Source organism: Streptomyces sp. NPDC001153, assembly GCF_053598315.1.
The window spans coordinates 41,994-66,257 of record NZ_JBSFJZ010000021.1 but is presented as its reverse complement, the minus strand read 5'-3'; the positions used below and the strand labels follow the sequence as shown (position 1 = coordinate 66,257).

The window sequence follows — 24,264 nt, the reverse complement described above, 5'->3', positions numbered from 1 at the left end:
GGAGTGCGGGAAAGGGCCGGTCGGCAAGCCGACCGGCCCTTTCTATTGCGAGAATTGTTCACGTTCCGACGGCGTGAAATCCGCCGTCCACGTGGACGATCTCACCGCTGGTGCTGGGAAACCAGTCCGACAACAGGGCGACACATGCGCGGGCCGCGGGTTCGGTGTCGGTGACGTCCCAGCCCAGCGGCGCGCGTTCCCGCCAGGCGGATTCGAAGCGGCCGAAGCCCGGGATGCTGGTGGCCGCCTGGGTCCGCAGGGGTCCGGCGGCCACCAGGTTGACCCGGACGCCGGAAGGACCGAGGTCACGGGTGAGATACCGGGTGACGGACTCCAGCGCGGCCTTCGCCACACCCATCCAGTCGTAGCCGGGCCAGGCGACCGAGGCGTCGAAGTCCAGCCCGACGACCGAGGCGGGCCTGGCCAGCACCGGCAGGCAGGCCGTGGCGAGCGCCTTCAGGGAGTACGCCGAGACGTGCACGGCCGTCGCCACGTCCGGCCACGGAGTGTTGAGGAACCCGCCGCCCAGCGCGGACTGCGGCGCGAAGGCGATCGCGTGCAGCACGCCGTCGAGCTGCGGGTGATACGCGCCGACCCGCTCCGGGAGAGCGGCGAGGTCCGCCTCGCTGGTCACGTCCAGCTCGATCACGGGGGCCTTGGCCGGCAGACGCTCCGCGACGAACCGGGTGATACGGCCCGCACGCCCGTAGGAGGAGAGCAGCACCTCGGCGCCCTCCTCCTGGGCCCGGCGGGCGACCGCGTAGGCGATGGAGGACTCGGTGAGCACCCCGGTCACCAGGATGCGCTTGCCCGCGAGCACACCGGCCATCAGCCGGCCACCACCAGCTCGCGGGCGCGGCGCAGGGTGGCCACGCTGTTGCCGCCGATCGACCGGCGGACCAGCGCGCCGGCCTGCTCCACCGTGGCCTCGGGGCCGAGCATCGCGGTGATGGCCTCCTCCTTGAGGACGACCGTGTGCCGCGCGACCGTCGTACCGTCCTCCCGCACGTGCCACGAGCCGACATGGGCGTGCAGGAAGGCGGGCAGCGTGGTCTGTTTGTACACGATCGTGTCCGGGGACAGCAGGACGCGGACCGAGACCGTGGTGTGGACGTCGTCGCCGCCGGAGCTCTCCACGGTGTCCATCTCCAGGTACTGCACACCCTGCGGTTCCTCGGCCAGTTCCACCCGTGCCACGTGCGGGATCAGCCCGGGCCACTTCCCGGCCTCGGCGAGGAAGCCGAAGACCTTCTGCTGTCCGCCGCCGACGGCCACCTCGTCCTCGAAGTCCACCAGCAGGTGGGCGCGGCCGGCCGCGGCACGCAGCGAGTCCAGCTCGGCCCGCGAGTTGCGGTCGACGACCTCCTCGATCTTGTCCAGGAGGGCCGCGTCGTCGCCCTCGGCGGAGAACCAGTGCCGGAAGACGACACGGGACTCGGCACCGGACGGGACGACGGTCCACTCCCCGCGCATGGCCGCCACCGGAGCGGCGGGCTCGGTCTGGCGGAAGCCGATCCGGCGGGCCGCACCGTCCAGCGTGCGGTGCGAGACCCAGCACTTGACGGCGCCCCCGGCGAAGGCCCAGATCTTCAGCCGCTGTTCACCGCCGGGAGCGGACGGAAGGTACTCGACGTGGACGGTCGGGGTGAAGATCGCGGGCCAGCGAGCGGCGTCCGCGATCAGGTCGTAGACGGTGTCGGCCGCGGCGGGAACGGTGATGACGTGTTCGGTGTGCCGGGTTCGCATGACTGCCTCTCAGTAGTTGCCCAGGCCACCGCAGACGTTGATGGCCTGGGCGGTGATGGAGTCGGCGGTGTCCGTGGCCAGGTAACCGATCAGGCCGGCCACCTCCCGCGGCGTCGAGTACCGGCCCAGCGGGATCTTCGCCAGGAAGCGCTTCAGCACCTCCTCCTCGGAGATCTGCCAGCCGGCCGCGTAGCCCTGGCGCACCTTGGCGGCCATGGGGGTCTCCACGTATCCGGGGCAGACCGCGTTGACGGTGATCCCGCTCCCGGCCAGTTCCAGGCCGAGCGCCTTGGTGAAGCCGATCACCCCGTGCTTGGAGGCGGAGTACGGGGCGGCGTACACCACGCCCTGTTTGCCGCCGGTGGAGGCGATGTTGATGATCCGCCCCCACGGGCGCGCGGCGAGTCCGCCCGCCTTCAGCACCTCACGGGTGACGCGGAAGGTGCCGGTGAGGTTGGTGTCGATGACCGCCTGCCACACCTCGTCGGTGACGTCGGCGGTGATCCCGCCGCCGCCCCGCCCGGCGTTGTTGACGAGGACGTCGATCCGCCCGAAGCGACGCGTGGCCTCCCGCACGAGCGCCGTCACGTCCGGGCCGGACGACACGTCGGCCACGGTGCCGTCGGCCTCCAGCCCCTCGTCGGTCAGCTCCTTGACGGCCGTGGCGATGCCGTCGGCGCCCCGTGCGCACAGGAACACCCGGTGGCCGGCCGCGCCCAGCGTCCGGGCCGCCTCCAGACCGATGCCGCTGGTGGCGCCGGTGACCAGCGCCACTCGCGTGCTGTCGTCTGCCATCAGCACTCCTTACGGGATCTCGATGACCTGGCCGGCGTAGACCAGGCCGGAACCGAAGCCGATCGTCAGCGCGCGCATCCCGCTGCTCACCTCGCCGGACGCCAGCAGCCGGTCCAGGGCGAGCGGGATGGAGGCGGCCGAGGTGTTGCCGGTCTCGACGATGTCGCGGGCGACCACGACGTCCTTGCGCAGCCCCAGTTGCCGGACCAGCTCCTCGATGATCAGGAGGTTGGCCTGGTGCGGGATGAAGACGTCGAGGTCGGCGACGGTCAGCCCGGCGGCGTCGACCGCCCGGCGCGCGGCGGGGGCCAGTTCGGTGCTGGCCCACCGGTAGACCCGCCAGCCCGACATGCCGAGCCGTGGCCAGGGCAGCGACGGGTCGCCGTGCAGCGCGGGGTCCCAGTAGCCGGTCATGCCGACGGCGTCGGCGCGGGACCCGTCGCTGCCCCAGGCGACCGGGCCGATGCCCGGCCGGTCCGAGGTGCCGACGACGACCGCGCCGGCGCCGTCGGCGAACAGGAAGGCGGTGGAGGCGTCGTCCCGGTCGAGGATGTCGGTGATCCGCTCCGCGCCGATCACCAGGACGTGGTCCGCGGTGCCCGCCCTGACCAGGTCGGAGCCGAGGGCGAGCGCGTAGGGGAAGCCGGCACAGGCGGCGAGGATGTCGAAGGCGGCCGCGTTCCGCGCGCCCAGCGCGTGGGCCACCTGCGAGGCCAGGGACGGCATCTGGGACAGATGGGTGGTCGTCGCCACCACGACACAGCCGAGGGCCGCGGGTTCGACACCCGCGCTCGCCAGCGCCTTCCCCGCCGCCTCGCGCGCCATCATCAGCAGCGTCTCGCCGGGCTCGGCGTAGCCCCGGTGTCTGATGCCGGAGCGTTTGACGATCCAGTCCTCGTCGATGCCCAGGCGCCCGGCGATCTCGGCGTTGCCGACCGAGCGCCCGGGCCGGTGCACGCCGAGCCCGAGTATGCGGCTGTGGCGTGTCATCGCACGCTCTCGTGGAGCTGCCGGTTGACGTAGTCGAGCACGTCCCGCGGAGTGGTGAAGTCGGCCACCGCGTCGTCGGATATGGCCAGGTGGAAGTCCTGCTGGATGTGGGTGACGAGTTCCAGCACGGCCAGTGAGTCGAACGCCAGGTCCGTGAAGGGCTTGTCGAGGAAGTCGCCCTCCAGGTCAAGGCCGATCTCCTCGGCGATGCTCAGCATGGTGTCCTTGAGCTCCAGGACGGTGAAGCCGCTCATGTCTCGCTCCCTCGGGGTTCCGTGACGGATTCGGTCGGCGCGGTGAGGACCACCGCGGAGTTGAAACCGCCCAGGCCCCTCGCCAGGACCAGGGCGTGCTTGACGGTGTGCGGGCGGGGCTCGTCCAGGACCAGGTCCAGGTCGATACCGGGCGCCTGCGTGGTCACGTTGACGGTCGGGGGGATGACGCGGTCCCTGATCGCCAGCAGCGCGGTGACCAGGTCGACGGCACCGCCGCCCGCGTACAGGCGACCGGTCATGGTCTTCGGCGCGGTCACCGGGACGCCCCGCGGGCCGAACAGCTCGGTGATCGCGGTGGCTTCCTCCAGGTCGGGACCCGGCAGGCCCCAGGCGTCGGCGAACACCACGTCGATGTCGCCGGGCGCGATCCCGGCGTCGGCGAGCGCCAGTTCGGCGGCGCGGCGCAGCCGTGGCACCCGGCCGGAGCCGCGCGGTGGATCGTAGGCGCGGGCGTCGGGTCCGGGACCGTCGTCGTCGGCGGGCGGGTCGAAGGTGGCCGCGTAGCCGGTGATGGTGCCGTAGCAGCCGGGCGCGCCCCGGGTCCGTGCGGCGGCCCCGTCCTCCAGGACGAGGACCGCACCCCCGTTGCCCGGCAGATATCCCCTGGCGTCGCGGTCGAAGGGCACATAGGCGCGGGCCGGATCGCCCTCGGTGCTGAGCATGCCCGTGGCGATCTGGAAGGCCAGGCCGCCGGGGGACAGCGAGGCGTCGCTGCCGCCCGTGACCATCAGCGGGGTGCCGCGCCGGATCTGCCGTCTGGCGTGACCGACCGCGTCCAGCCCGCCCGCCTGTTCGGCGGCGAGGACGAGCGCCGGCCCCTTCATGCCGTGCCGGATCGACAGCTGCCCGGCGGTCGCGGCGTAGAACCAGGCCACCGACATGTACGCCGAGACGTACGTCGGCCCCTGCGACCACAGCCGCTGCAGCTCCCGCTGGCCGAACATGATCCCGCCGGAGGAGTTGGCCACCGTGACGCCCATGTCGAACTCGGGCAGCTCGGCGGGGTCCACTCCGGCGTCCTCGAGCGCCATCACGGTGGCCGACATGGCCAGATGGGTCATGTGGTCGGTCTGCACCCGGAACTTGCCGGGGATGTGGGCGGCGGCGTCGAGTTCGACCTCGCCCGCGAGCTTCACGGGGTAGGGGCCGGCGTCGAACAGCCGGATCGGGCCGATGCCGCTGCGGCCGGCCAGGGTCGCCTTCCAGAACTCCTCCGTGCCGACGCCGTTCGGGGCGGCGACACCGACTCCGGTGATGACGGCCTCGGTCATGACACCGTCCGATCGGGCGCGGTGAGCACCATCGCCGACTGGAAGCCGCCGAAGCCGCTGCCGATGGTGAGCACGGTGCCGGCGCGCTGCTTGCGTGCCACCAACGGCACGTAGTCCAGGTCGCACTCGGGGTCCTGCTCGGTGAGGTTGGCGGTGGGCGGGATGATCCCGTCCTGGATGACGAGCACGCAGGCCGCGATCTCCATCGCGCCGATCGCACCGAGTGAGTGGCCCACCATCGACTTGATGGAGCTCATGGGTACGTCGTAGGCGGCTCTGCCGAGGGCGTTCTTGACCGCGTTGGTCTCGTGCAGGTCGTTCTGCCGGGTGCCGGAGCCGTGTGCGTTGACGTAGCCGATGTCGCCCGGGGTGACGTGTGCCTGGTCCAGAGCGGCCCGGATCGCCTCGGCGAGTTCCAGCCCCTCGGGCCGCAGACCCGTCATGTGGTAGGCGTTCGCGCGGTTGGCGTAGCCGACCACCTCGGCGAGGATGTTCGCCCCGCGGCGCCTGGCGTGCTCGAGCTCCTCCAGGACGAAAACGGCCGCGCCCTCGCCGAGCACGATGCCGTCCCGGTCCCGGTGGAAGGGACGGCAGCCGCCGGCCGGGTCCTCGTTCCTCGGCGTGGTCGCCTTCAGCGCGTCGAAACACGCCATCGTGATCGGGGTCAGCGGGGCCTCCGTGGCGCCCGTGACCATGACGTCGGCGGTGCCGTCCTCGATGAGCTGCACGGCGTGGCCGACGGCGTCCAGGCCCGAGGTGCAGCCGGCCGACACGACCATGGCCGGGCCCTCGCAGCGAGCCGCCCAGGCCACCTCGGTCGCCAGCGTGCCCGCGGCGATGTACGAGTAGGAGTAGGGGACGGCGAAGCGGTGGTCCACCAGCCAGTCGCGCCCGCCGTCGCTGATGGCGACGTACTCCTCCTCCATCCGGGTCGAACTGCCGACGGCGCTGCCCAGGCTCACTCCGAGCCGCGACCGGTCGACGGTGTCGTCGAGCCCGCTGTCCGCCAGCGCCTCACGGGTGGCCACCACCGCGAACTGACCCGCCCGGTCCATGCGGCGGATCTCCTTGGGCGACAGTCCCTCCCGGGCCGGGTCGAAGTCGACCTCCGCGGCGATGCGGCAGCGGAAGGGCGAGGCGTCGAACAGGGTGATGGGGCGGGTGGCGGTGCGCCCGGCGGTCAGCAACTCCCAGAAGGCCTTGGTGCCGACGCCGCCCGGCGCGACCACGCCGAGGCCGGTGATCACGGCCCGTCGCGTCCGCCCGGTCACCGCGGGCTCGCCTTGATGACGACCGGCTTGAGGACGTCCCCGAACCAGCGTTCGGCGACGCCGGCCGCGTCCGTGTCCGGATGCCCGGCCGCCCAGGCCACGTGCCCGTCGGGACGGACGACGAGCCGCACGTCCTGCTCGCGGGCCCCGGTCACGATGACGGCCTGCCGGCCCAGCGCGGCCGTCTCGCTCGGCAGCGGCTCCCTGCGCAGCGCCCGGGCGAACCGGGCCGGAGACAGCCGCGGCCCGGTCCGGGTGCTGCCCATGTAGTGGGTGTCGAGTCCCGCTATGGAGCGCGCGACCTGCCGCCGGAACGCCGGCGACCGCTCCAGCCGGGCTCGCGTGGCTTCTCGCGGCCGCCGGTCGGCCCCGAAGATCAGGGCCTCCTGTTCGCGGACGCTCTGCTGCATCCTCGCCGTCGCCTCCGCCCGTTCTCGTCCGTAGGTGGCGGCCAGTTCGCCAGGTGCCCCGGCGCACAGGGCCGCCAGTTTCCATGCCAGGTTGTGGACGTCCTGCAGGCCGGAGTTGAGCGAGCTGCCGCCCACCGGGGGCTGGTCGTGGGCGGCGTCACCGGCGAGCAGGACGTTGCCCGTGTCCCACCGCGCGACGGTCGTACAGCCGTTGGAGAACTGGTCCAGCCAGACGCACTCGCCCTTGTCGACGTGCTCGCCGGTGGCCGCCAGCCAGTCCCGGCACACGTCCTCGAACGTGACCGTGTCCGTGGCCCGGTACCGGGGCGCGTAGAGCATCAACCGGGCGATCTCCGGGGAGATCTGACCGGCCGTCACCACGGCGTCGCCGTGCCGCTCGAACCTGCGCGGTGTCACGCTGATCCCCGTGACGTCGCAGCGGATCATGTGGCGGGTGGCCGCCACGTGCAGGGGGGTGAAGCCGAGCGCCGTCCGCACAGCGCTGCCGGCGCCGTCCGCGCCGACCAGGTACCTGCTCTCGTAGGTCTCGCCCGCCGCGCCGTACACGAGCACCGACGACGGCCGGGCCTCGGCCCGGGTGAAGGTCACCCCGGTTCGCACGACGGCACCGCTCGCCACGGCCCAGTCCCGCAGGAGCCGTACGAGGTCGGGCTGCGGCATCCGCCACAGGCCGGCCCAGGGGCTGTCGACCTCGTCGAGGCCGACCGGGATGCCCCCGTAGTGTCCCGTCGTCGAGTGCGGTCTGTCCTCGAGGCCGGGGACCTCCAGGGAGGACATGATCTCCATCGAGCGGGAGTTCAGGGTGCTGGCACGGGTCTGGTCGGAGATGCCGGTGTCGCGCTCCAGCAGCAGCGCGGAGGCTCCGTGCCGGGCCACCGCGCCGGCCAGCAGGGTCCCGACCGGACCCGCGCCGACGATGACGACGTCCCACTGCCCGGTCATCACGGCTGCCATCGGTAGAAGGAGGACGCCATGGCGTCCTTCGGGCTCTGCCAGTTCGGGTCGTACGGGTCGAAGAACGGGCGGAGGTCCTCGCTGATCTGGATGAACCGCGGGTCCTTGCGGGCCGCTTCCACCTGCTCGGGGCCGTGGTCCTCGGCGAAGTCCTGGGCGTGGATGTACAGGTCGTGGTAGTGGAAGAGCTGCCGCCGCAGGGTGCCCATGCGATGCGGCATGTCCGTCTTGTCGAACTCCCCGAAGAGCTCGGAGATGGCGCCGAAGTCCGGCTTCTTGAAGCGTGCGATGATCAGTGTGCTGTACATGAGATGCTCCGATCTCGGTGTCGGAGGTCCTCCGGCCGGCGGAGGTCCTCTAGCCGGCGGTGCCGAACCAGCGCGTCAGCGCGTCGGAGAGCGGTTCGGTCCCGTGGGATGTCCAGGCCACGTAGCCGTCGGGGCGCACCAGCAGGGCGGCGTCGGACCGCTCGCCGGTCCCGGGCACGGTCGTGACGTCCACGCGCGCCTTCCACCGGCGCAGGAGGGCTTCGGTCTCGTCGTCCTCGGCGTCCTTGCCGGACCTCAGGAAGAGTCCGCGGCCCTCGCGCAGCAGCCCGTGGGGCGGGCCGTCCTCACCGGGCAGCCGCAGGTGCCTGGTGGGGAGCAGGCGGCCGACGGGCTCGGGGGCGCCGTCGCCCGTGTCGTAGCGCAGCGCCATGCCGGTGACCTCGTCCGCGGCGAGCGATGCGGCCTCGGGGATGGTGAAGAGGCGTTGCAGCAGGCCGCGTATGGGGTCGACCTCCGCGCCGCGGAGGAAGAGCTGGCCCTGGGCCCGGGTGTTCGCCAGCAGCTCGGCGGCCGCCTGGCGGCGTTCGGTGTCGTAGGAGTCGAGCAGGTCGTCCGGGGCCCAGCCCTGGACGGCCGCCGCGAGCTTCCAGCCCAGGTTCACCGCGTCCTGGAGGGAGACGTTCATTCCCTGTCCGCCGGCGGGGAGGTGGATGTGGGCCGCGTCGCCGGCCAGGAAGATGTTGCCCATGCGGAACCACGGGGCCATGCCGGAGGCGTCGTTGAAGGAGCTCGCCCAGCGGATGTTCCCGGCCGGGAGGTCCTCACCGGTGACGTTCCGGTACGCCTGTTCCAGGTGTTTCGCCTCGACCCGGGTGCCGCGTTCGAGCGGCTCGGCGTGGAAGTCGCAGACGATCAGCCGGTCCACCGTGTCGGTGAGCGGTCCGGACATCACCATTCCGTGGGGCGTCTTCTTCCCGAAACGGTTGTTCGGCAGGCCCACGTGCTCGATGTCGGCCAGCAGCATCTGCACGTTGGGCGGGGTGAGGGGGAATTCGAGGCCGGCTTTCTTCCGCACGGTGCTGTGCGCCCCGTCGCAGCCGACGACGTACCGCGAGCGTACGGTGACGGTTCCGCCGGGGCCCTCGGCGACGGTCTCCAGGGCTCCCTCGAGTTCCCGGACATCGCGCACCGTGTGTCCCGGCCGGACGGCGGCGCCCAGACGGGTGGCCCTGCCCCGCAGCACGGCCTCCGTCCTGTACTGCGGAAAACGCATGGCCGACGGATGCGGGGACGAGATGTGATCGGCGGGAATGACGATTCCCGCGAAATGCACGGCATGACTCAGCTCGAGCGGGCCGAACTCCTCGAGCATGTCCCGGTGCGCGAATATCTCGAGAGTACTGGGCGTGAAACCCAGGGCGCGCGACTCCCACTCCGGGGTTGCCGCGGTGCCGAGCACCAGGCAGTCGACACCGCACAACTGGAGTTCGCTGGCCAGCATGAGGCCGGTCGGCCCCATTCCGACGATGAGGACGGGTATTTCAGCAGGAATGGACTGTTGGTCGCTCATGGACCCCTCGCCTGGGAATCGTGTGACCTCCTCGAAAAAGGATCCAGGTGACCGCGGGTTAAATCCAGTTCGGGCGGGGGTGGTTGAACAGACCCTGGCTCCGTTCAACTGGTGCACATAAGCAGTTGAACGGCAACACAAAAAAGGGTCCTCCCGGCGCACACCCGGTCAGGGGCGTGCCGGGAGGACCCGGTGACACATGTGCGGAAGAAGAGGGGCCGGCTACGCGGCGGACCCGGAGTGCTCGACCCGGTAACTGTTCCAGTCGCTGGAAATCGTCAGCGCGTTCCGCTTGATTTCCGTGGCGCGCCGCGCCGGCGACCACTGTGCGGCGGGAGAGGCACGGAACGCGTCGTAGGCCTCCTTGCCGTCCCACTGCGAGTAGACGACGACGAAGGAGTTCTCGGCGCCCACCTCCTTGAGCGCGTTGTCGCCCTCGGGACCGCGGGCGCGCACGCCGCGCAGCACGCTCTGCGAACGGTACCCGGGGATTTCCACCAGCCATTCGTGAGCGGCGCCGACAGCGGCGATCAGGGCGCTCTGGCTTTCCGGCGCCACGTCGAGGACCTCGACGACCGTGTAGTCGTCGCGGTCGGCCGAGATTTCGGCGACGTCACCCAGCCCCGGGCGGCACTGGCTCAGTTCCGCCTCGGCCTGCAACAGCCGGGCGAAGGTGAGGAGTTCCAGGAACAGCGCCATGTCATGGTGTTTGAAGATCTCACCGGAGTACCACGCGGCGAGATCTTCCGCACTGCGCCACTGGATGAAGTTCAGTGTGCCGAACCTGTCCTGGCCGCCGTGGATGGTGCTCGAGATCCATCCGGGGAAATCCGCCTGGTCGATGATCTGCCGCGCCGCGCCGAGCAGCCGCTGCTGCTTCTCCGCCGAGTCGGTCTTCAGCAGGTTCATGACGGTGAGGTAACCGTCCTTGGGATTGATGAAGGGCACTGTCTCCTCGCCTTTCGTTGGCAGGGATGATGCGGGTCCGGGTGATCGCGCCGCGGACTACTGCGGCTCGTCGGCCTGGTACGGCGGCGCGGGGTAGTACTGCAGGCGCCACTGCACCGCGCGGGCGTGCTCCCGGCCGTGCAGCTGTCCCACGACCCACAGCGCCATGTCGATGCCGGCCGTGATGCCCTGGGTGCTGATCACATTGCCGTCGACGACGTACCGCGCGTCCGGGACCACCGTGACGTCGCCGAAGGCCCTGAGCTTCTCGAGGTAGGCGTGGTGCGTCGCCATCCGGCGCCCGCGCGCCGGGCCGGCCTCGCGGAGCAGGAAGGCGCCGGTGCACACGCTGGAGGTCCAGGCGGTGCTGGGGGCCGTCTTCCTGATCCACTCGGTGACCACCGGGTTCTGGAGCTGCTGCAGGGTCCCGCTTCCGCCGGGCACCACCAGCACGTCCAGCGGCGGGTGGTCCTCGAGGGTGTGGCTCGGCACCACCTTCATGCCCTTCTGGCAGCTCACGACGTCCCGGTTCTGGGCGATCAGCACGGAGGTGTCGGCGTCGTCGCGCAGGATCGAGGAGACGTTGAACACCTCCCAGGGGCCGGTGAAGTTCAGTTCGTCCGCGCCGTCGAAGATCAGCATTCCGTACGTGGTCATCTGTACCTGCCTTCCGTTGTGGACCGGAACCGATCCCGATACGTGGCGTGTGCGATGCCGGCGCGCAGGGGGGAAACGCGCCACGCGCGCTCTCTCGCGAGGGCGAGGTCACGCCGTCCTGCGACGGCGCGGACCGGCCGGTGGCCGGGCTCCGGGGTGGCACGAGCGCGCCCGGCAGGGATCACCGGCACGGCGCCGCGGAGGGGGTCGCAGGCCGGCTGGCGCCGACCCTAGCGCCGGGGCCGGGGCGTTCAACAGCGACCGCCGGCGGCACCGGGACGCGGTCGACGGCCGGGCGGACGGCGAGGTCTCACGAGGTGAACGCCGGTCGCCCACGGGCGACTTGGCCGCTGGGGCCGTGGCAGACTGTCGGGCGCGCCGGGGCTCCGGCGGACGGGGCGAGCGGACTCACCGCCGTCGACCGGAGTTCCGCCGGGTCGGTCACGGCCCCTTTGGCCGCCATCGGTTCGCATCCGCCTGCCGGGCCCGCACCGTCCAGGCACCGCACCGTCCAGGCATCGCCACGGCCCTGCCGGCATCCGAGCACCCGCATCGCCGGGGAACCGTTCACCACACCCCGCGCCGAACGTTCACCGCACCCGCGCCGAGCGAGAAAGCGAGCTGTCATGACCCAGTGCACCACCGTCTGTGACGTCCTGGTCGTGGGGGCCGGTCCGGCCGGCCTGACCGCCGCCCACGAGCTGGTCCGCAACGGTCTGTCCGTCCTCCTGGTCGACGCGGCCGACGGCCCCGCCACCACCAGCCGCGCCCTCGGCATGCACGCCCGCACGCTGGAGACGTTCGACCAGATGGGCGTGGTCCGCGACATCCTCGCCCAGGGCCGCAGGGTGGATCACCTCACGCTCTACCAGAACGGCGGCCGGCTGGTCCGGTTCGACGCCGACTACGGCCGTCTGCCGACCCGTTACCCCTACACGGTGATGATCGACCAGGCCCGCGCCGAGCGGATCCTGCGTGACGCCGTGACCCGCCAGGGCCTCGGCATCGAGTGGGGCACGAAACTCGTCGGCTTCACCGACGACGGCGAGGGCGTCACGGCCGAGCTGGCGCGGACCGACGGCGGCACCGAGTCGGTCCGCGCGACCTGGCTGGTCGGCGCCGACGGCGGACACTCCACCGTCCGCAAGCGCCTCGGCCTCGAGATGCGCGGCAAGCAGACCGAGACCTGGCTGATCGCCGACGCCGAAGTCCACTGCGATCTGCCTCCCGACTCCATCTACTGGATGCGCACCCGCGAGGGCACGGTGATGCTCGTGCCGTTCCCGGACGAGGGAAGGTGGCGGCTCGTCGACACCCGGGACGTCGGTCATGTCGACACCGGTGACCGCGAGGCCCTCGCCGCGCGTCTGGCCCGCAAGATCCAGGCCGGCATCGGCGCCCCGGTCACCGTCGAGGCCCCGAGCTGGGTCTCGGTGTTCACCATCCAGCAGCGCATGGTCCCCGCGATGCGGTCGGGCCGCTGCTTCGTCGTGGGCGACGCGGCGCACGTCCACAGCCCCGCCTCCGGGCAGGGCCTCAACACCGGTGTCCAGGACGCCTGCAACCTGGCCTGGAAGCTCGCCGACGTCCGGCACGGCCGCGCGGACGCGCGCCTGCTCGACAGCTTCGGAGCCGAACGCCTCCCGGTCGCGGCCACGTTGCTGGATTCCACCCGGTTCGTCACCGCGCTGACGCAGCTGCGCAACCCGGTCGCGGCGGCCTGGCTGGGGACGATGTTCACGGTCGTACGGAACGTCGGGCCGCTGAAGTCGAGGATCGAACGGAAGATCATGGCCGGCATGTCGGCGCTCGGCCTGAGCTACCCGGCCGGGCCGGCCGGGTCCGACGCCGCGCTCGCGGTGGCGGCGGGCGAGCGCGTCGCCCGGGTCACGGCCTCCCAGGAGGCGGCCTCCGCCGGCTGGCGCTCGCTGCTCGCCGAGCTGCGCAGGCCCGGCTGGCTGCTGCTGGCCTTCGCCCGGAGCGGCGACGGCCCGGCCCTGCGCCGACTGGCCGAGGAGTACGACGGTGTGCTGCGGGTCTGCACGGTTCCGGCGCCGGATGCGCGTGGCGGGGACGACACGGTGCCGGGTCCGCGTGGCGGGGACGACACGGTGCCGGGTCCGCTGCCGGATCCGGGCGGGCTGCTGGCGGACGGACTCCGGGCCCGGCGCGGCAGCTGGCTGCTGATCCGCCCGGACGGCTACCTCGCCGCCTCCGGCCGGCTGGGCTCGTCCGGCCCGGCCGCCGCTGCCGCCTCCCTCGGACTGCGGACCCCCACCGGCAACCACACGGCACCCCCGCTGCCCGACCCGACGGCAACCCCCTGACCACCGCACGCCACGCCCGGCGCCGATCGACGGCGCCGGGTTCAGCGCCCAGCGGCAGGAGCGCGCGCCGCTGCCTGCCGGTGCCCTCTTCGGCGCGCTGGTGGTGGCACCGGCCCCCCGGCTCTCCTTCTCCAAGGCCCCGGCGCGGGCGGCGCGCGCGTGCCCGTCGGGCGGCATGGGGTGCATCGGTCCCGGTCGGCAACCGGCGGGCACGGAGGGGGAGTTGAGCGTCGGCGTCGGCCTCAGCGGCGCGCGGGGGCCCGCTGCGGGAGGGCGGCCACCAGAAGCAGCGCGACCAGGACGAAGCCCGCGCCGGCCAGCATGGCGAGCTGGGCACTGTGACCGTACGCCCGCGCCAGGGTGTCCCGGCCGGGTCGGATGTCGAGGGTGCCGAACAGAACGGTGCCGACCACCGCGATGCCGATGGCGCTGCCGACGCGCTGCGCGGTGGTGAGGGTGCCGCCCGCGGTCCCGGCCTCCTCCCGCGGCACGTGTGCCATGACGAAGTCCTGGTTGGGCGCGATCACCATGCCGCTGCCCAGCCCCGCGGCCAGCAGCGGGCCCACCAGCTGCCACCCGCCCGGATGCGGCGCGGCGAGATGGAGCACCCCGGCGGTTCCCACGAGGCCGGCGCAGACCAGCACGCATCCGATGAGCAGCACCGTGCGGCCCAGCCGTGCCGAGAGCCTGGCGCCGGCCGCCGCCCCGGCCAGGCTGCCGAAAGCGAACGGCATCACGACCAGCCCGCTCGCCAGCGCACTGTGCCCGAGCCCCACCTGCCACAGGATGGACAGCGCGAAGAAGGCGCTGGTGAAGCCGGCGAAGAAGACGATCGCGAGGGCGGCGCCGGCGGCGAACGACGAGCGCGCGAGCAGCGCCGGCTTGAGCAGGGCGTCCCCGCCCCGCCGTTCGGTGCGCACCTCCCAGACCGCCAGCAGGGCCAGTGCCACCACGGATGCGCCGATGCATCCGTAGGTCCAGCCGGGCCAGCCGTTCTGCTGTCCTTCGATCAGCGGGATGAGCAGCAGCAACAGGCCCACGGTGAACAGGGCGAGACCGACCGGGTCGATTCCCCGCCGCATGCGCGCCACCGGTGCCGGGAGCAGCCGGGCGGCCAGCGGCAGCGCGATCGCGCCGACGAGCAGGTTGACCAGGAACACCCACCGCCAGCCGTCGGCCGCGCCCGCGGCCTGGATGATCAGGCCGCCGAGCAGCGGCCCGAGCGCCGTGGACGCCCCGATCACGGCGCCCAGGGTCCCGAACGCCTTCGACCGCCGGGGGCCGGTGAAGGTGAGCTGGATCGTGGCGGAGATGGCCGGGTAGTACACCCCGGCTCCGACGCCCTGCACCACGCGGGCGGCGATGATCTCGCCGGTGGTGCGGGAGATCCCGCAGGCCACGCTGGCCAGCGTGAACAGCGCGAGCCCGGCGATGAACTGCCGCTTGTGGCCGATCCGGTCGCCGACGCGGCCGGCGGGAACCAGGACCAGGCCGTAGGCCAGTGCGTACCCGGACACGATCCACTCCAGGCCGGCGGGCGAGGCGTGCAGGGCGGTGCGGATCGACGGCAGCGCCACGTTCACGATCGTGGTGTCCAGCAGGGCCATGAAAGCTCCGACGAGGACGACGGCGACGGCCCGCCGGCCATGGCGGCCGTCCTGTCGCGAGGCGCCGGGCGCAGGGGGTGCCTCGGTGGTCTCTCGGGTCATGCCCACATGGTGTGTCAGACCTAAACTTATGTCAAACCTAAGATATGAGGGGCGTCGGGACCCTGGTTCGCGACAACCGGTTCTTTAACTTCCCTTTTTGAGGGGCTGGTTGCTCGACCGGGTTGAACACCGCTGAATGGAGGGGCTGCGAGCCACCCCCCTCATCCGAACAGGACAGACGGAACGGGAAGCGCATGCGCCGAGACAACGGGGAGCCGGCCGCCCGGCTGGCTGACGTGTTACGCCACCATCGCCGCAGAGCAGGGCTCACCCAGCAGGAACTGGCCACGAGGGCGGGCCTCAGCCTCGCCGCCCTCAGAGACCTGGAACAAGGCCGCAGGCGCCGGCCCAGACCCGGATCCCAGGCGGCCCTGGTGCAGGCGCTCGACCTGGATCCCCGGGAAGCCGCGGAGCTGACCTCCAGCATGACCGTGCCCCGGCGGCGCACGGCGCCGGTGACCGAGTCCGCGGCACCGGACGCCGGTCCGCCGGGCAGGGCGGGAGTACGGCAGGGGCTGTGGCTGCGGGTCCTCGGCCCCCTGGAGGCCTCGCGCGACGGCACACCGCTGCCGCTCGGACCCCCCAGACGCCGGGCGGTGCTCGGCCTGCTGGCGATGAATGCGGGCGGCGTCGTACGGCGGGACTCCATCATGGACGCGCTGTGGGGGCAGTCGGCCCCGAGCACCGCGCCGAACCTGGTCCAGGCGCACATCAGCCGGCTCCGCAGGCTCCTGGCACCGCAAGGGAAGGGCCACGAGATCATCGCGTCCGCCGGGGGCGGATACCGGCTGAACGTCCCCGTCGAGCAGCTCGACCTGCTCTCCTTCAGGGCGCTGGCGGCCGATGCCGAGGCCGCGTGGGCGCTCGGCGAGAAGCCGAGGGCGTGCGCCCTGTACGAACAGGCCCTGGGACTGTGCCGCGGCGAGCCTCTGGCCGACCTCGACGTGCTGCACGATCAGCCCGGGGTGGCGGCCCAGCGGCGCCAGCAGGCCGATGCGATCCTGCGGTACGCCGAGGCCGCCTGCGGTCTCGGGCTCCACGACCGGGTGCTGCCCCGCCTGCACGCACTGGCGGCGGCGGAACCGCTGGACGAACGCGTCCACGCCCACCTGATGATCGCGCTCGCCGGGGTCGGCCGGCAGGCGGCGGCCCTCCGCGTCTACGAGGAGTTGCGCGACCGCCTGAACCACGAGTTCGCGATCTACCCCGGCGAGGCGCTCACCGAGGCGCATCTGCGGGTACTCCGCCAGGACATACCCGTCGTACGGCGCACGTACGGGCAGCCGCCGTGGCCCGACTGTGCCGAGAAGGCGGACTGAACCGCCGGCTCTCACCGTGCCCTCAGGGACACACCGCCGCCGGCTCGCCGACCAGGCGGCCGGCGGCGGCACGGGACGGACGACGACAGGGACGGACACACCGTGGGCCGGGCCCTGTCGTCAGACCGGGCCGGGGCCGCAGACCGCAGACCACAGACCGCAGACCGCAGACCGCGGTCACGCCGAACGGAAGCGACGGGACATCAGCAGCCGCGGAGCGCCCGGCCGTTGGGAAAGCGGCTGAGGACCCGGTCCGCTCAGGCCTTGACGCCGTAGTCCCCCAGGGACGGTTCGAGCAGGTCGAAGGCCTGGCGGGCGGCCTCCGCGAGGATCTGACGGATCTCGTCCCGCGACTGACCGTCCAGGATGCGCCTGGCGCCTTCCGCGAACAGCACCCGGTGCACCGAGGCGAGCTGGGCCGCGACGATCCGCTGCTGCGCGTCGTCCACGCCGGACTCCGCGGCGATGGCGTCGCCGAGCGCCTGCTCGCACAGATCGGCGATCTCCCGCCTCCGGCCGGTGAGCACATGGCTGTTCTGCACCATCCGGGCGAAGGCCGGCGTGGGCACGCCGAGGGTGACGTCGCCCGCGGCGATCCGCTCGGCGAAGTCCCGGCGGATCGCGGTGAGCAGGCTCTCGCCGGGCGCCCGGGCGGCGACCGCGTCGGCCAGGCTGCGGATGATCACCTCGGCCCGGTCGAAGACGAGGTCCTCCTTGCGGGGGAAGTAGTTGGTGACGGTCATCTTCGACACCCCGGCCGCCTCGGCGACCTGAGAGATCGTCACCTCGTCGAAGCCCTTGGCCGCGAACATCTCCATCGCCACACCGGAGATCGCCTGCCGGGCCTCCTGTTTCCGGCGCTCCCGCAGTCCTGTCGTCACGCTGCCACGATACCAGCGGCTTAGGGCGAGCCGAAGATTAGGTTTGACATAAGTTTAGGTCTGACCTAGCTTGATTGCCGGCAGGTTCCTTCCTCCATGCGACCGAGCCGGTCCGCCTTGCGGCACGCAACGCGACTTCGAGGCTCGTAGGAGATCACGATGTCGACACTGGGAATCGTCGGCCGCGCTTGCTTCCGTCACCGCTGGATCACACTGATGGCCTGGATCGCCGCGCTGGCGTGCCTGGTCACCCTGTGGCAGCTGTACGGGGCCGGCTCCGACAACGACTTCAACACCAGCGATCCCGGGCAGACGCTGCTCGATCGGCACTTCCACCAGCAGTCGGGTGACCGCTTCACGCTGGCGATCAAATCCACGGCGCCCGTCACCGACGCCTCGGTGCGCTCCCGCGTGGGCGCGGCCATCGCACCGCTGCGTGGCGCGCCGCACGTCACCGAGGTGAGCGACCCCTACACGCACGTCTCCCGGAACGGGCACATCGCGTTCGCCACGGTGCAGTTCGACGAACCGAGCGCGTCCATCCCGACCGCCGAGGTCCAGAAGATGATGGACCGCGCGACCGCGTCCTCCGGCCACGGGGTGGACTTCAACCTCGCCGGAGACGTCGTGGACACCATCGACACGCCCGGCGGCGGATCCTCCGACGCGTTCGGCGTCGTGGCGGCCATGATCGTGCTGCTCATCGCGTTCGGCTCGCTGCTGGCCATGGGACTGCCGATCGCGACCGCCCTCTTCGGCATCGGCACCGGCCTGTCGCTGCTCGCGCTGCTCGGCCACCTCTTCCCGGCGCCGTCCTACTCCGCGATCATCGCTTCGGGCATCGGCCTCGGCGTGGGTGTGGACTATGCGCTGTTCATCGTCACGCGGTTCCGCGACGAACTGCGGTCGGGCGCCGACCCGGAGACGGCGACGGTGACCACGATGCGCACGGCCGGCCGCTCGGTGCTCACCGCGGGGGCCACCGTCGTGATCGGCATGCTCGGACTGCTGGTGCTGCGCGAATCGCTGATGAACGGCGTCTCGGTGGCCGCCTCCGCGACGGTGGCCATGACCGTGCTGGCCTCGCTGACGCTGCTGCCCGCACTCCTCGGATTCAGCGGGACGCGACTGGCCAGGCCGTCGCGTTTCACGCTCCGCCGCCGGCGGCCCGCCGCGGACGAGGCTCCGGACGCGGCGGAGAGCGGACCGCATCCCGCCGAACGGTGGGCACGGCTCATCCAGCGGCGCCCGGTGACGGCGGTGGCCGCCTCCACGGTGGTGATCCTGGCCCTGGCCGCGCCCGCCCTGGCCATGAAGCTGTCGATGCCGGACGACTCGACCCAGCCGCGTCACTCGATGGGCTACAAGGCGTACGCGACGATGTCCGAGGGATTCGGCCCCGGGTTCGACGCCCCCCTGATCGTGGCGGCCAAGCTGCCCCGACCGGACGCCGCCGCGTCGGACGGCGGGCGTATCGTCGACGCGCTGCGGACGGTGCCGGGCGTGGCCGAGGTGACACCGCCGGTCACCTCCTCCGACGGCAAGGCCCTGATGATCGTCGCCTACCCCACGACGCAGAAGCAGGCCCCGGAGACGAACGCGCTCGTCAACACGCTGAATACGACGACGCTGCCACGAGCGACCGCCGGAACCGGGATGCACGCGTACCTGACGGGCCCCAACGCGGGGAACGTCACCTTCGCCAACTTCATGTGGCGCAGGCTCCCCTGGGTGATCGCCACAGTCGTGGTGCTGTCGGTGCTGTTGATCCTCGCGATGTTCAGGTCGGTGGTGATCGCGCTGACGGCGGCGGTGATGAACCTGTTGTCGGTCACCGCCTCCTACGGCGTGCTGACCGCCGTCGCCCAGTGGGGCTGGGCCGGGAAGCTGTTCGGCTTCCCGGAGAAGATGCCCGTCACGACCTGGGTGCCCGTCTTCCTGTTCGTGATCCTGTTCGGACTGTCGATGGACTACGAGGTGTTCCTGCTGTCGCGGATCCGGGAGGTGTGGCTGCGCGGTTCGGACAACTCCACGGCCGTGACCCGGGGCCTCGTGGTCACCGCGCGCGTGATCACCGCCGCCGCGGCGATCATGTTCCTGGTCTTCCTCGGGTTCGTCGCCACACCCGATGTGGCGGTCAAGCAGATCGGCCTCGGGCTCGCGGTCGCGGTGCTCGTCGACGCGACGATCGTGCGGCTGGTGCTGGTGCCGGCCGCGATGGAAGTCCTGGGCAAGGCGAACTGGTGGATGCCGTCCTGGCTCGACCGGTGCCTGCCGCGCATCGAGGAGGAGACCCTGAGCGGTCAGGAGCCCGTGAAGGTGCCGACCGCCTGAGGCCGGCCACCCCGACGCCCCACGCGGCGGCGCGAACGGGGCCACACCGGCCCCCACTTCGCGCCGCCGCACGCGTTTGCACAGTTCAGAACGATTCTCTTACCCGTTCTTGGTGGGGCGGGTGGGACTCGAACCCACGGCCGACGGATTATGAGTCCTTTGGGGATCTTGGCGGCCCTTGCCCATCCACGCTCATTCATGACGTTTTCGCAGGTCAGAAGGGGCGAGCCGTGTCGGTGCCCCTTCACCTTTGTCAGTCTCTTCCTGTCCTTGTGTCCCGACTGCGTCCCGACACCGCCCTGATTGGACGGCGTCGCCGGCCTGACGGGGACGCAGCGCCAGCTCGGCTAGGCGACTCGAACCCTGCCGCAGCGGATCTCCCTTCCAGTGCGGGTTGCCTTCGTCCTGCCTGCCGAAGCCAGCGTTCGCCGCGCGACGAGCAAGCTGCTCTCCGTAGTCGGCCTGCTGACGCAGTGCGATGCCGGGTCGTCCGCGTTCAGCCGAGCCAGGCGAGTGGGTCTTCCTCGTCTTCTCCGGATGCCCGGAGCGCCGTAAAGGTGACAGGGACGCCCAGTTCCGCAAGACCCGCGAGAACGCCCGGCGAGACGAAAACTCCCGTCCTCGACTCCTCGGCAACGCCCGCCAGATCGACCTTCACCAAATTCCCCGCCGCCGTCAGCGCGTCGAGCTCCGGCTTGCGGGGGCTGAGGAGTCCGATGAGTTCCAGGGCCTGGTCGTCGGCGCTGTCCGAGCGCCGTTCGTCCACAGTGAGTGTGGCCCAGCCGGGCCCGGAATAGATTCCTACGCCGCCGGACGAAGGGAAGTCCTCACCCTCCACGATGTGCAATGCATCGAGCAGCGTGGCCGCATTCATATCCTGACCCAATACGACCAGGGACGTGCTCAAGTTACCCCACGGCTTCAACTTCGCTCCAGATTCCATGACTGATTTTTCAGCGTTCGTTCATATTGGCCGCGACCCGGAGCGGGAAGCCGAGGAGTGCGATGCGCTTGATCTCCTCTGGCCGGAGGGCGAGGGTGCAGTCGTTACCGGCGAATCCGTAGATGTCGAGGATCACTTCATGACCCTGCTCGACCAATTGCGCGAGTTCAGGCTGCTTGCTTTCCATGATGGAAAGGATGTGGCTCAGTTGCTCGTGAAAGTCCCGGCTGGTGCGCTCATTGCAATCGATGCCCCACATTCCCTCGACGGTGCCCGGGAGTTCCCATTTACCAGGGGGTCCTGGATTGCGCACACCGGTGGGTTCGATACCGAGGAAGGACGTGACCTCCTCGGGCTGAAGTTCTCTTCCTTTAATGTCGAGTGACACCTGCGTCAACACCCATTCGCGTCTTTCTGCCGTACCCATGTGCAACCCCTCACAGTTCAAGAAATTCTAGCCGATCTCACGGCACGCAGCCCAGTGGACATTTCCCATGCCGGGTTTTAGAAGGTCTTCCAGTCGCGTCCTTTCGGCAACGGTCGTTGAGTTCTCGAACACGCTGAAACCTCCACCGCCGCTTGGTGTGGGAGGACCCAGAGTGTAGTTCGGAATGGTCTCGCCCGGCCCGAATGTCTCCACGTAGCCTCCCGGATACACGCCTCGCTCGACGGTCAGGCCGTTGAGACCGGGAAGCATGTCTCCGTGCTGCACGTAGAAAGAGATGTTGGTTCCCTCGGGAACCACGATTTCACCGGCCTTGGGTTCGATGTAGCCATGCCCCGCGAAGACTGTCTCCCCGTCCGGACGGCCACCGGCGAGCACCCGGTCCGCGTAGTAACGGCCATCAGTGTCCGGCCATTTCTTGTTCAGCATCTGCGGGTTGGAGTCGCGCAGCGCCTGCATGACGTCGGCACGCTCGGGCATGGGATCCCCGGCACCTCTGACAGCTTCACGCCCAAGGCCCGCCCGCGCCTCTTGCCGCGCTGCCGCTCCCGCCGCCTGCCGCGTCAGGCCCGCTTCCGCCGCGTCCCGCGCCAGGCCGAGTTCCATGCCGGCGCCGTCGCCGGCAGGGAGCTGGGACAACATGCGGCCTTCGAACTCGGCGGGGTCCTTGCGGGCCTGGTTCCACATGTCCTTCAGGGCCCGGTCGGGGTGCATGTCCGCGGAGACGAGGCCGGACAGCGTCATGCTTACACCCTGGAGGTACTCGGCAGGGTGTGTGACGTTGTAGGGGTCGGTGGGGTCCAGGCTGCGGACGAAGCCGATCAGGCCGGCCGCGCCCTTGACCAGGCCGCCGCCGAAGTGGACCGCTTCGGTGGTGTCGGCCAGCAGGAGGTCGCCGAAGTCGCTTTCTAGGCGTTGCAGCGGCGGGGGCTCGGCGGGTGCGTGGGCGAGGGCCGCTTTGACCTTGCCCTGGGCTTCGGCGGCGGCGGTGTTGCGCTGCTTGCGGGCCGCGGCGAGTTTGTGGACGGCCTCGGTGATGTCGGCCTTGCCCGGGTCGTGGAACGGGCCGGGTTTGGGGCCCGGCTCCTGCCCTGCTTTCACCTTGGCGTTGTAGGCGTCGACCTTCTTGTTGTAGGCGTCGGTGCCGTCCTTGGAGGCCTTCACGCCCTTGTCGTAGAGCGCGATGGCTTCCTTGGCCTGGCCCTGGGCCCACTGGACGGTGTCGGCGTACGACTCCAGCGCGGCCGAAGCCGTGTGGCAGGCCTCGGCAGCCTGCGCCCACTTGGCCGGATGGACGCCGAACTTCTTGCGGAAGGCGTCCCCGCCCTCGCCCTGCCAGCCGGAGGAGTCGACCTTCCTCAGGCCCTGGCCGACCTTGTCGAAGGCATCGTGGAACTTCCGCAGGTGTCTGGCGCTCTCGCGGATGCTGTGGGGGCTGCCGTGGAGGAGCTGGCTCGCGTCGTCGCTCTGGCCGAGTTGCTGCTCGCCCGGAGTGGCGCCCAGGTCGGAGGCCAGTCCGTCGCCCCAGTCCTCGACCGCGTTCGCCCAGTCGTGCAGCCCGACGTGGTCGAGGCCTTTGCCGACCTCGTCGGTGACGTAGTCGACGCCTTCACCGAGCTTCTTCTTGCCCTGGTCGTAGAGGTGCTCGGCACCGCCCACGATCGAGTTGGCGACCTTGCCCCACCCCATCAGCCCTCACCGCCCTGCTGCCCGGCGCCCTGGGCGCCGGCCTGTGGAGAGGCGGGGAAGACTGTGTCGACGTACTTGTTCCACTCGGCGTCCGAGACACCGGCCGGCCGGACGCCCATGTTCTCGGCTGCCTGCGAGTGCATGAAGTCCCGCCCGTTGGCCATCCAGGCCTGCTTGCTGGTGTCCCACGCCTTGTCGAAGGACTTCTCGCTGTAGTCCGGATGGGTGTAGGCGTCCGCCGTGCTGTCGGCCCACTGGCCCCAGCTCATCTTCTCGACGTCTGCCTCGGAGGCATGCGGGTCGCCTACCAGCGAGTTCGCACCGACCTTCAACGCGCCGCTGACATACTGATCGGTCTCGTAGTAGATACCGGCCGCAAGCCCCGTGTCGTGAGCGAAGTTGTTGCCCTCGATGATCAGCGCACGCACGCCCCACTCCCAGCGGTCGCAGAACGACTGGAACTCGCCCGTCAGACCCTCGTGCCCCAACTCCATGCCGGACAGGGCGATCTCGTTGAACCCACGCCCGGCGCCGGCCTCGCCGATCATGCCGATGTCCTTCAACTCCGCCAGGGCATCGGTCAGACCCTTGGCGATCAGCCCCAGCCCTTCCGTCTTCAGGTCCTTGCCGCGCTCATCGGTCACCGCTCATCCCCCGTCGTTGCCGCCTGTGCCTCGACATTCACCGCCACCGTGTCCGGCACGATCCCGCGCACCGGCGGGAACAGCGCGCCCTCACCCTCGGACCCCACATCCAGCGCCACCCCGCACGGCGCCCCCACCGCCGGCACCGCCGCGTCCAACAGCCGTGCTCCGAGCCACCGCTGAAAGGCCCACCCACGCCCGCCCTCACCTCGCGCGAACGCGAAACGGGCCAGCGCACGTTCATCAGAGAAGGCGTAGATCCAGCAGACCCCGCCGAAATCGCCCGTCAGCGGAGCCCCGTCCTCGTCCACCGGTACCAGCACGGCGGTACGACGGAACTCATCCAGTAGCACCGCGAATTCACGACGCCTGCGTTCAGCGGCATCGAGTTGGAGGGTGCTCGGCGAAGGCTCGAGCTCCTCCTCGTCGGGACCGGTCACGTCCACGTAGTCGTACAGCCGTGACCTGGGTAGTTGTGCGGTCGAGTCGACGTCGTCCCCGTGCTCAGACATGCCTCGGATCATCACATTCGCGTGGTGCCAGCAGCAACGCGGCACGGAATCCACCGCCCGAGTTGGCGGGTTCCTTACCAGGCTCCGGCGTTTGCCCGGCCCGTTCGACTTGGGTGGGTTGATGTCGGCGGCGGGCCCAGAGGCAGGCGAGCACGGCCCCCTGTGGATCACGGAGTTCTCTACGCTTCAAGATCCACTAAGGTGCCGTGTTCGTCCCACCATCGCCGCCCACCACTGCTGCCGTTCGCCCCGCGCCCCGTCTGCAGCCCTGCGTGAGGGTGCCG

At 70.9% G+C, this 24,264-nt stretch carries 22 protein-coding genes; 3 read left to right on the top strand and 19 right to left on the bottom strand.

What is annotated here, in order from left to right; all coding sequences use genetic code 11:
* Positions 1-58: 58 nt before the first annotated feature.
* The 12 genes from fabI to ACWDEN_RS23985 form a co-directional block, all read right to left on the bottom strand.
* On the bottom strand, positions 59-829 hold the full coding sequence (fabI, locus tag ACWDEN_RS24040; RefSeq protein WP_351608220.1) for an enoyl-ACP reductase FabI: 771 nt from the start codon (positions 827-829) through the stop codon (positions 59-61).
* A complete protein-coding gene (locus ACWDEN_RS24035) occupies positions 829-1,746 on the bottom strand; it encodes an aromatase/cyclase (RefSeq protein ID WP_450860097.1) in 918 nt (305 codons plus the stop codon). The genes fabI and ACWDEN_RS24035 overlap by 1 nt, the downstream gene beginning before the upstream one ends.
* A 9-nt stretch (positions 1,747-1,755) precedes the next feature.
* Positions 1,756-2,541, bottom strand: coding sequence for an SDR family NAD(P)-dependent oxidoreductase (locus ACWDEN_RS24030; RefSeq protein WP_351608214.1), 786 nt, complete (start codon positions 2,539-2,541; stop codon positions 1,756-1,758).
* A gap of 9 nt (positions 2,542-2,550) precedes the next feature.
* Positions 2,551-3,531, bottom strand: coding sequence for a beta-ketoacyl-ACP synthase III (locus tag ACWDEN_RS24025; protein ID WP_351608212.1), 981 nt, complete (start codon positions 3,529-3,531; stop codon positions 2,551-2,553).
* Entirely contained in the window at positions 3,528-3,785 is a 258-nt protein-coding gene (locus tag ACWDEN_RS24020) for an acyl carrier protein (protein ID WP_351608210.1), read from the bottom strand. Before ACWDEN_RS24020 ends, ACWDEN_RS24025 begins: the two co-directional genes overlap by 4 nt.
* Positions 3,782-5,077, bottom strand: coding sequence for a ketosynthase chain-length factor (locus ACWDEN_RS24015; RefSeq protein WP_450860096.1), 1,296 nt, complete (start codon positions 5,075-5,077; stop codon positions 3,782-3,784). The genes ACWDEN_RS24020 and ACWDEN_RS24015 overlap by 4 nt, the downstream gene beginning before the upstream one ends.
* Complete coding sequence (locus ACWDEN_RS24010) at positions 5,074-6,348, bottom strand: beta-ketoacyl-[acyl-carrier-protein] synthase family protein (protein ID WP_450860095.1); 1,275 nt, start codon at positions 6,346-6,348, stop codon at positions 5,074-5,076. The genes ACWDEN_RS24015 and ACWDEN_RS24010 overlap by 4 nt, the downstream gene beginning before the upstream one ends.
* Complete coding sequence (locus tag ACWDEN_RS24005) at positions 6,345-7,733, bottom strand: FAD-dependent monooxygenase (RefSeq protein ID WP_450860094.1); 1,389 nt, start codon at positions 7,731-7,733, stop codon at positions 6,345-6,347. Before ACWDEN_RS24005 ends, ACWDEN_RS24010 begins: the two co-directional genes overlap by 4 nt.
* Positions 7,721-8,041 carry a TcmI family type II polyketide cyclase gene (locus tag ACWDEN_RS24000; protein WP_351608202.1) on the bottom strand — a complete coding sequence of 107 codons (321 nt, stop codon included), beginning with the start codon at positions 8,039-8,041 and terminating at the stop codon, positions 7,721-7,723. The genes ACWDEN_RS24005 and ACWDEN_RS24000 overlap by 13 nt, the downstream gene beginning before the upstream one ends.
* A 49-nt stretch (positions 8,042-8,090) precedes the next feature.
* Complete coding sequence (locus tag ACWDEN_RS23995; RefSeq protein WP_351608199.1) at positions 8,091-9,572, bottom strand: FAD-dependent monooxygenase; 1,482 nt, start codon at positions 9,570-9,572, stop codon at positions 8,091-8,093.
* Positions 9,573-9,794: 222 nt separating this feature from the next.
* Positions 9,795-10,481: an antibiotic biosynthesis monooxygenase family protein gene (locus tag ACWDEN_RS23990; RefSeq protein ID WP_450860093.1), complete on the bottom strand. Its 687-nt coding sequence runs from the start codon at positions 10,479-10,481 to the stop codon at positions 9,795-9,797.
* Positions 10,482-10,577: 96 nt separating this feature from the next.
* Positions 10,578-11,177, bottom strand: a complete 600-nt coding sequence (locus tag ACWDEN_RS23985; RefSeq protein ID WP_351608193.1) for a DJ-1/PfpI family protein — start codon at positions 11,175-11,177, stop codon at positions 10,578-10,580.
* A 626-nt stretch (positions 11,178-11,803) separates the two neighbouring features.
* Here ACWDEN_RS23985 and ACWDEN_RS23980 point away from each other — a divergent pair.
* Positions 11,804-13,504 (top strand): FAD-dependent oxidoreductase, encoded by a 1,701-nt coding sequence (locus ACWDEN_RS23980; RefSeq protein ID WP_450860092.1) that lies wholly within the window; start codon positions 11,804-11,806, stop codon positions 13,502-13,504.
* A 242-nt stretch (positions 13,505-13,746) separates the two neighbouring features.
* On the opposite strand, the gene ACWDEN_RS23975 is transcribed toward ACWDEN_RS23980, so the two are convergent.
* Positions 13,747-15,213, bottom strand: coding sequence for an MFS transporter (locus ACWDEN_RS23975; RefSeq protein WP_450860091.1), 1,467 nt, complete (start codon positions 15,211-15,213; stop codon positions 13,747-13,749).
* A 194-nt stretch (positions 15,214-15,407) separates the two neighbouring features.
* Between ACWDEN_RS23975 and ACWDEN_RS23970 the strand changes: the two genes are divergently transcribed.
* Positions 15,408-16,532 (top strand): BTAD domain-containing putative transcriptional regulator, encoded by a 1,125-nt coding sequence (locus ACWDEN_RS23970; protein WP_351608185.1) that lies wholly within the window; start codon positions 15,408-15,410, stop codon positions 16,530-16,532.
* A gap of 257 nt (positions 16,533-16,789) precedes the next feature.
* On the opposite strand, the gene ACWDEN_RS23965 is transcribed toward ACWDEN_RS23970, so the two are convergent.
* Complete coding sequence (locus tag ACWDEN_RS23965; protein ID WP_450860090.1) at positions 16,790-17,413, bottom strand: TetR/AcrR family transcriptional regulator; 624 nt, start codon at positions 17,411-17,413, stop codon at positions 16,790-16,792.
* Between the two features lie 159 nt (positions 17,414-17,572).
* On the opposite strand from ACWDEN_RS23965, the gene ACWDEN_RS23960 reads away from it, so the two are divergent.
* Complete coding sequence (locus ACWDEN_RS23960) at positions 17,573-19,747, top strand: MMPL family transporter (RefSeq protein ID WP_450860089.1); 2,175 nt, start codon at positions 17,573-17,575, stop codon at positions 19,745-19,747.
* 496 nt (positions 19,748-20,243) lie between these two features.
* Here the strand turns inward: ACWDEN_RS23960 and ACWDEN_RS23955 are convergent, their stop codons facing one another.
* The 5 genes from ACWDEN_RS23955 to ACWDEN_RS23935 are packed head-to-tail and all read right to left on the bottom strand — an operon-like array spanning position 20,244 to position 23,980.
* Positions 20,244-20,690, bottom strand: a complete 447-nt coding sequence (locus ACWDEN_RS23955; protein WP_450860088.1) for a hypothetical protein — start codon at positions 20,688-20,690, stop codon at positions 20,244-20,246.
* A gap of 10 nt (positions 20,691-20,700) precedes the next feature.
* Positions 20,701-21,117, bottom strand: coding sequence for a DUF4279 domain-containing protein (locus ACWDEN_RS23950; RefSeq protein WP_450860087.1), 417 nt, complete (start codon positions 21,115-21,117; stop codon positions 20,701-20,703).
* Between the two features lie 27 nt (positions 21,118-21,144).
* Positions 21,145-22,824 carry a putative T7SS-secreted protein gene (locus tag ACWDEN_RS23945; RefSeq protein WP_450860086.1) on the bottom strand — a complete coding sequence of 560 codons (1,680 nt, stop codon included), beginning with the start codon at positions 22,822-22,824 and terminating at the stop codon, positions 21,145-21,147.
* Positions 22,824-23,468 carry a hypothetical protein gene (locus ACWDEN_RS23940; RefSeq protein WP_450860085.1) on the bottom strand — a complete coding sequence of 215 codons (645 nt, stop codon included), beginning with the start codon at positions 23,466-23,468 and terminating at the stop codon, positions 22,824-22,826. The genes ACWDEN_RS23945 and ACWDEN_RS23940 overlap by 1 nt, the downstream gene beginning before the upstream one ends.
* On the bottom strand, positions 23,465-23,980 hold the full coding sequence (locus ACWDEN_RS23935) for a hypothetical protein (protein ID WP_450860084.1): 516 nt from the start codon (positions 23,978-23,980) through the stop codon (positions 23,465-23,467). Before ACWDEN_RS23935 ends, ACWDEN_RS23940 begins: the two co-directional genes overlap by 4 nt.
* Positions 23,981-24,264 lie beyond the last annotated feature (284 nt).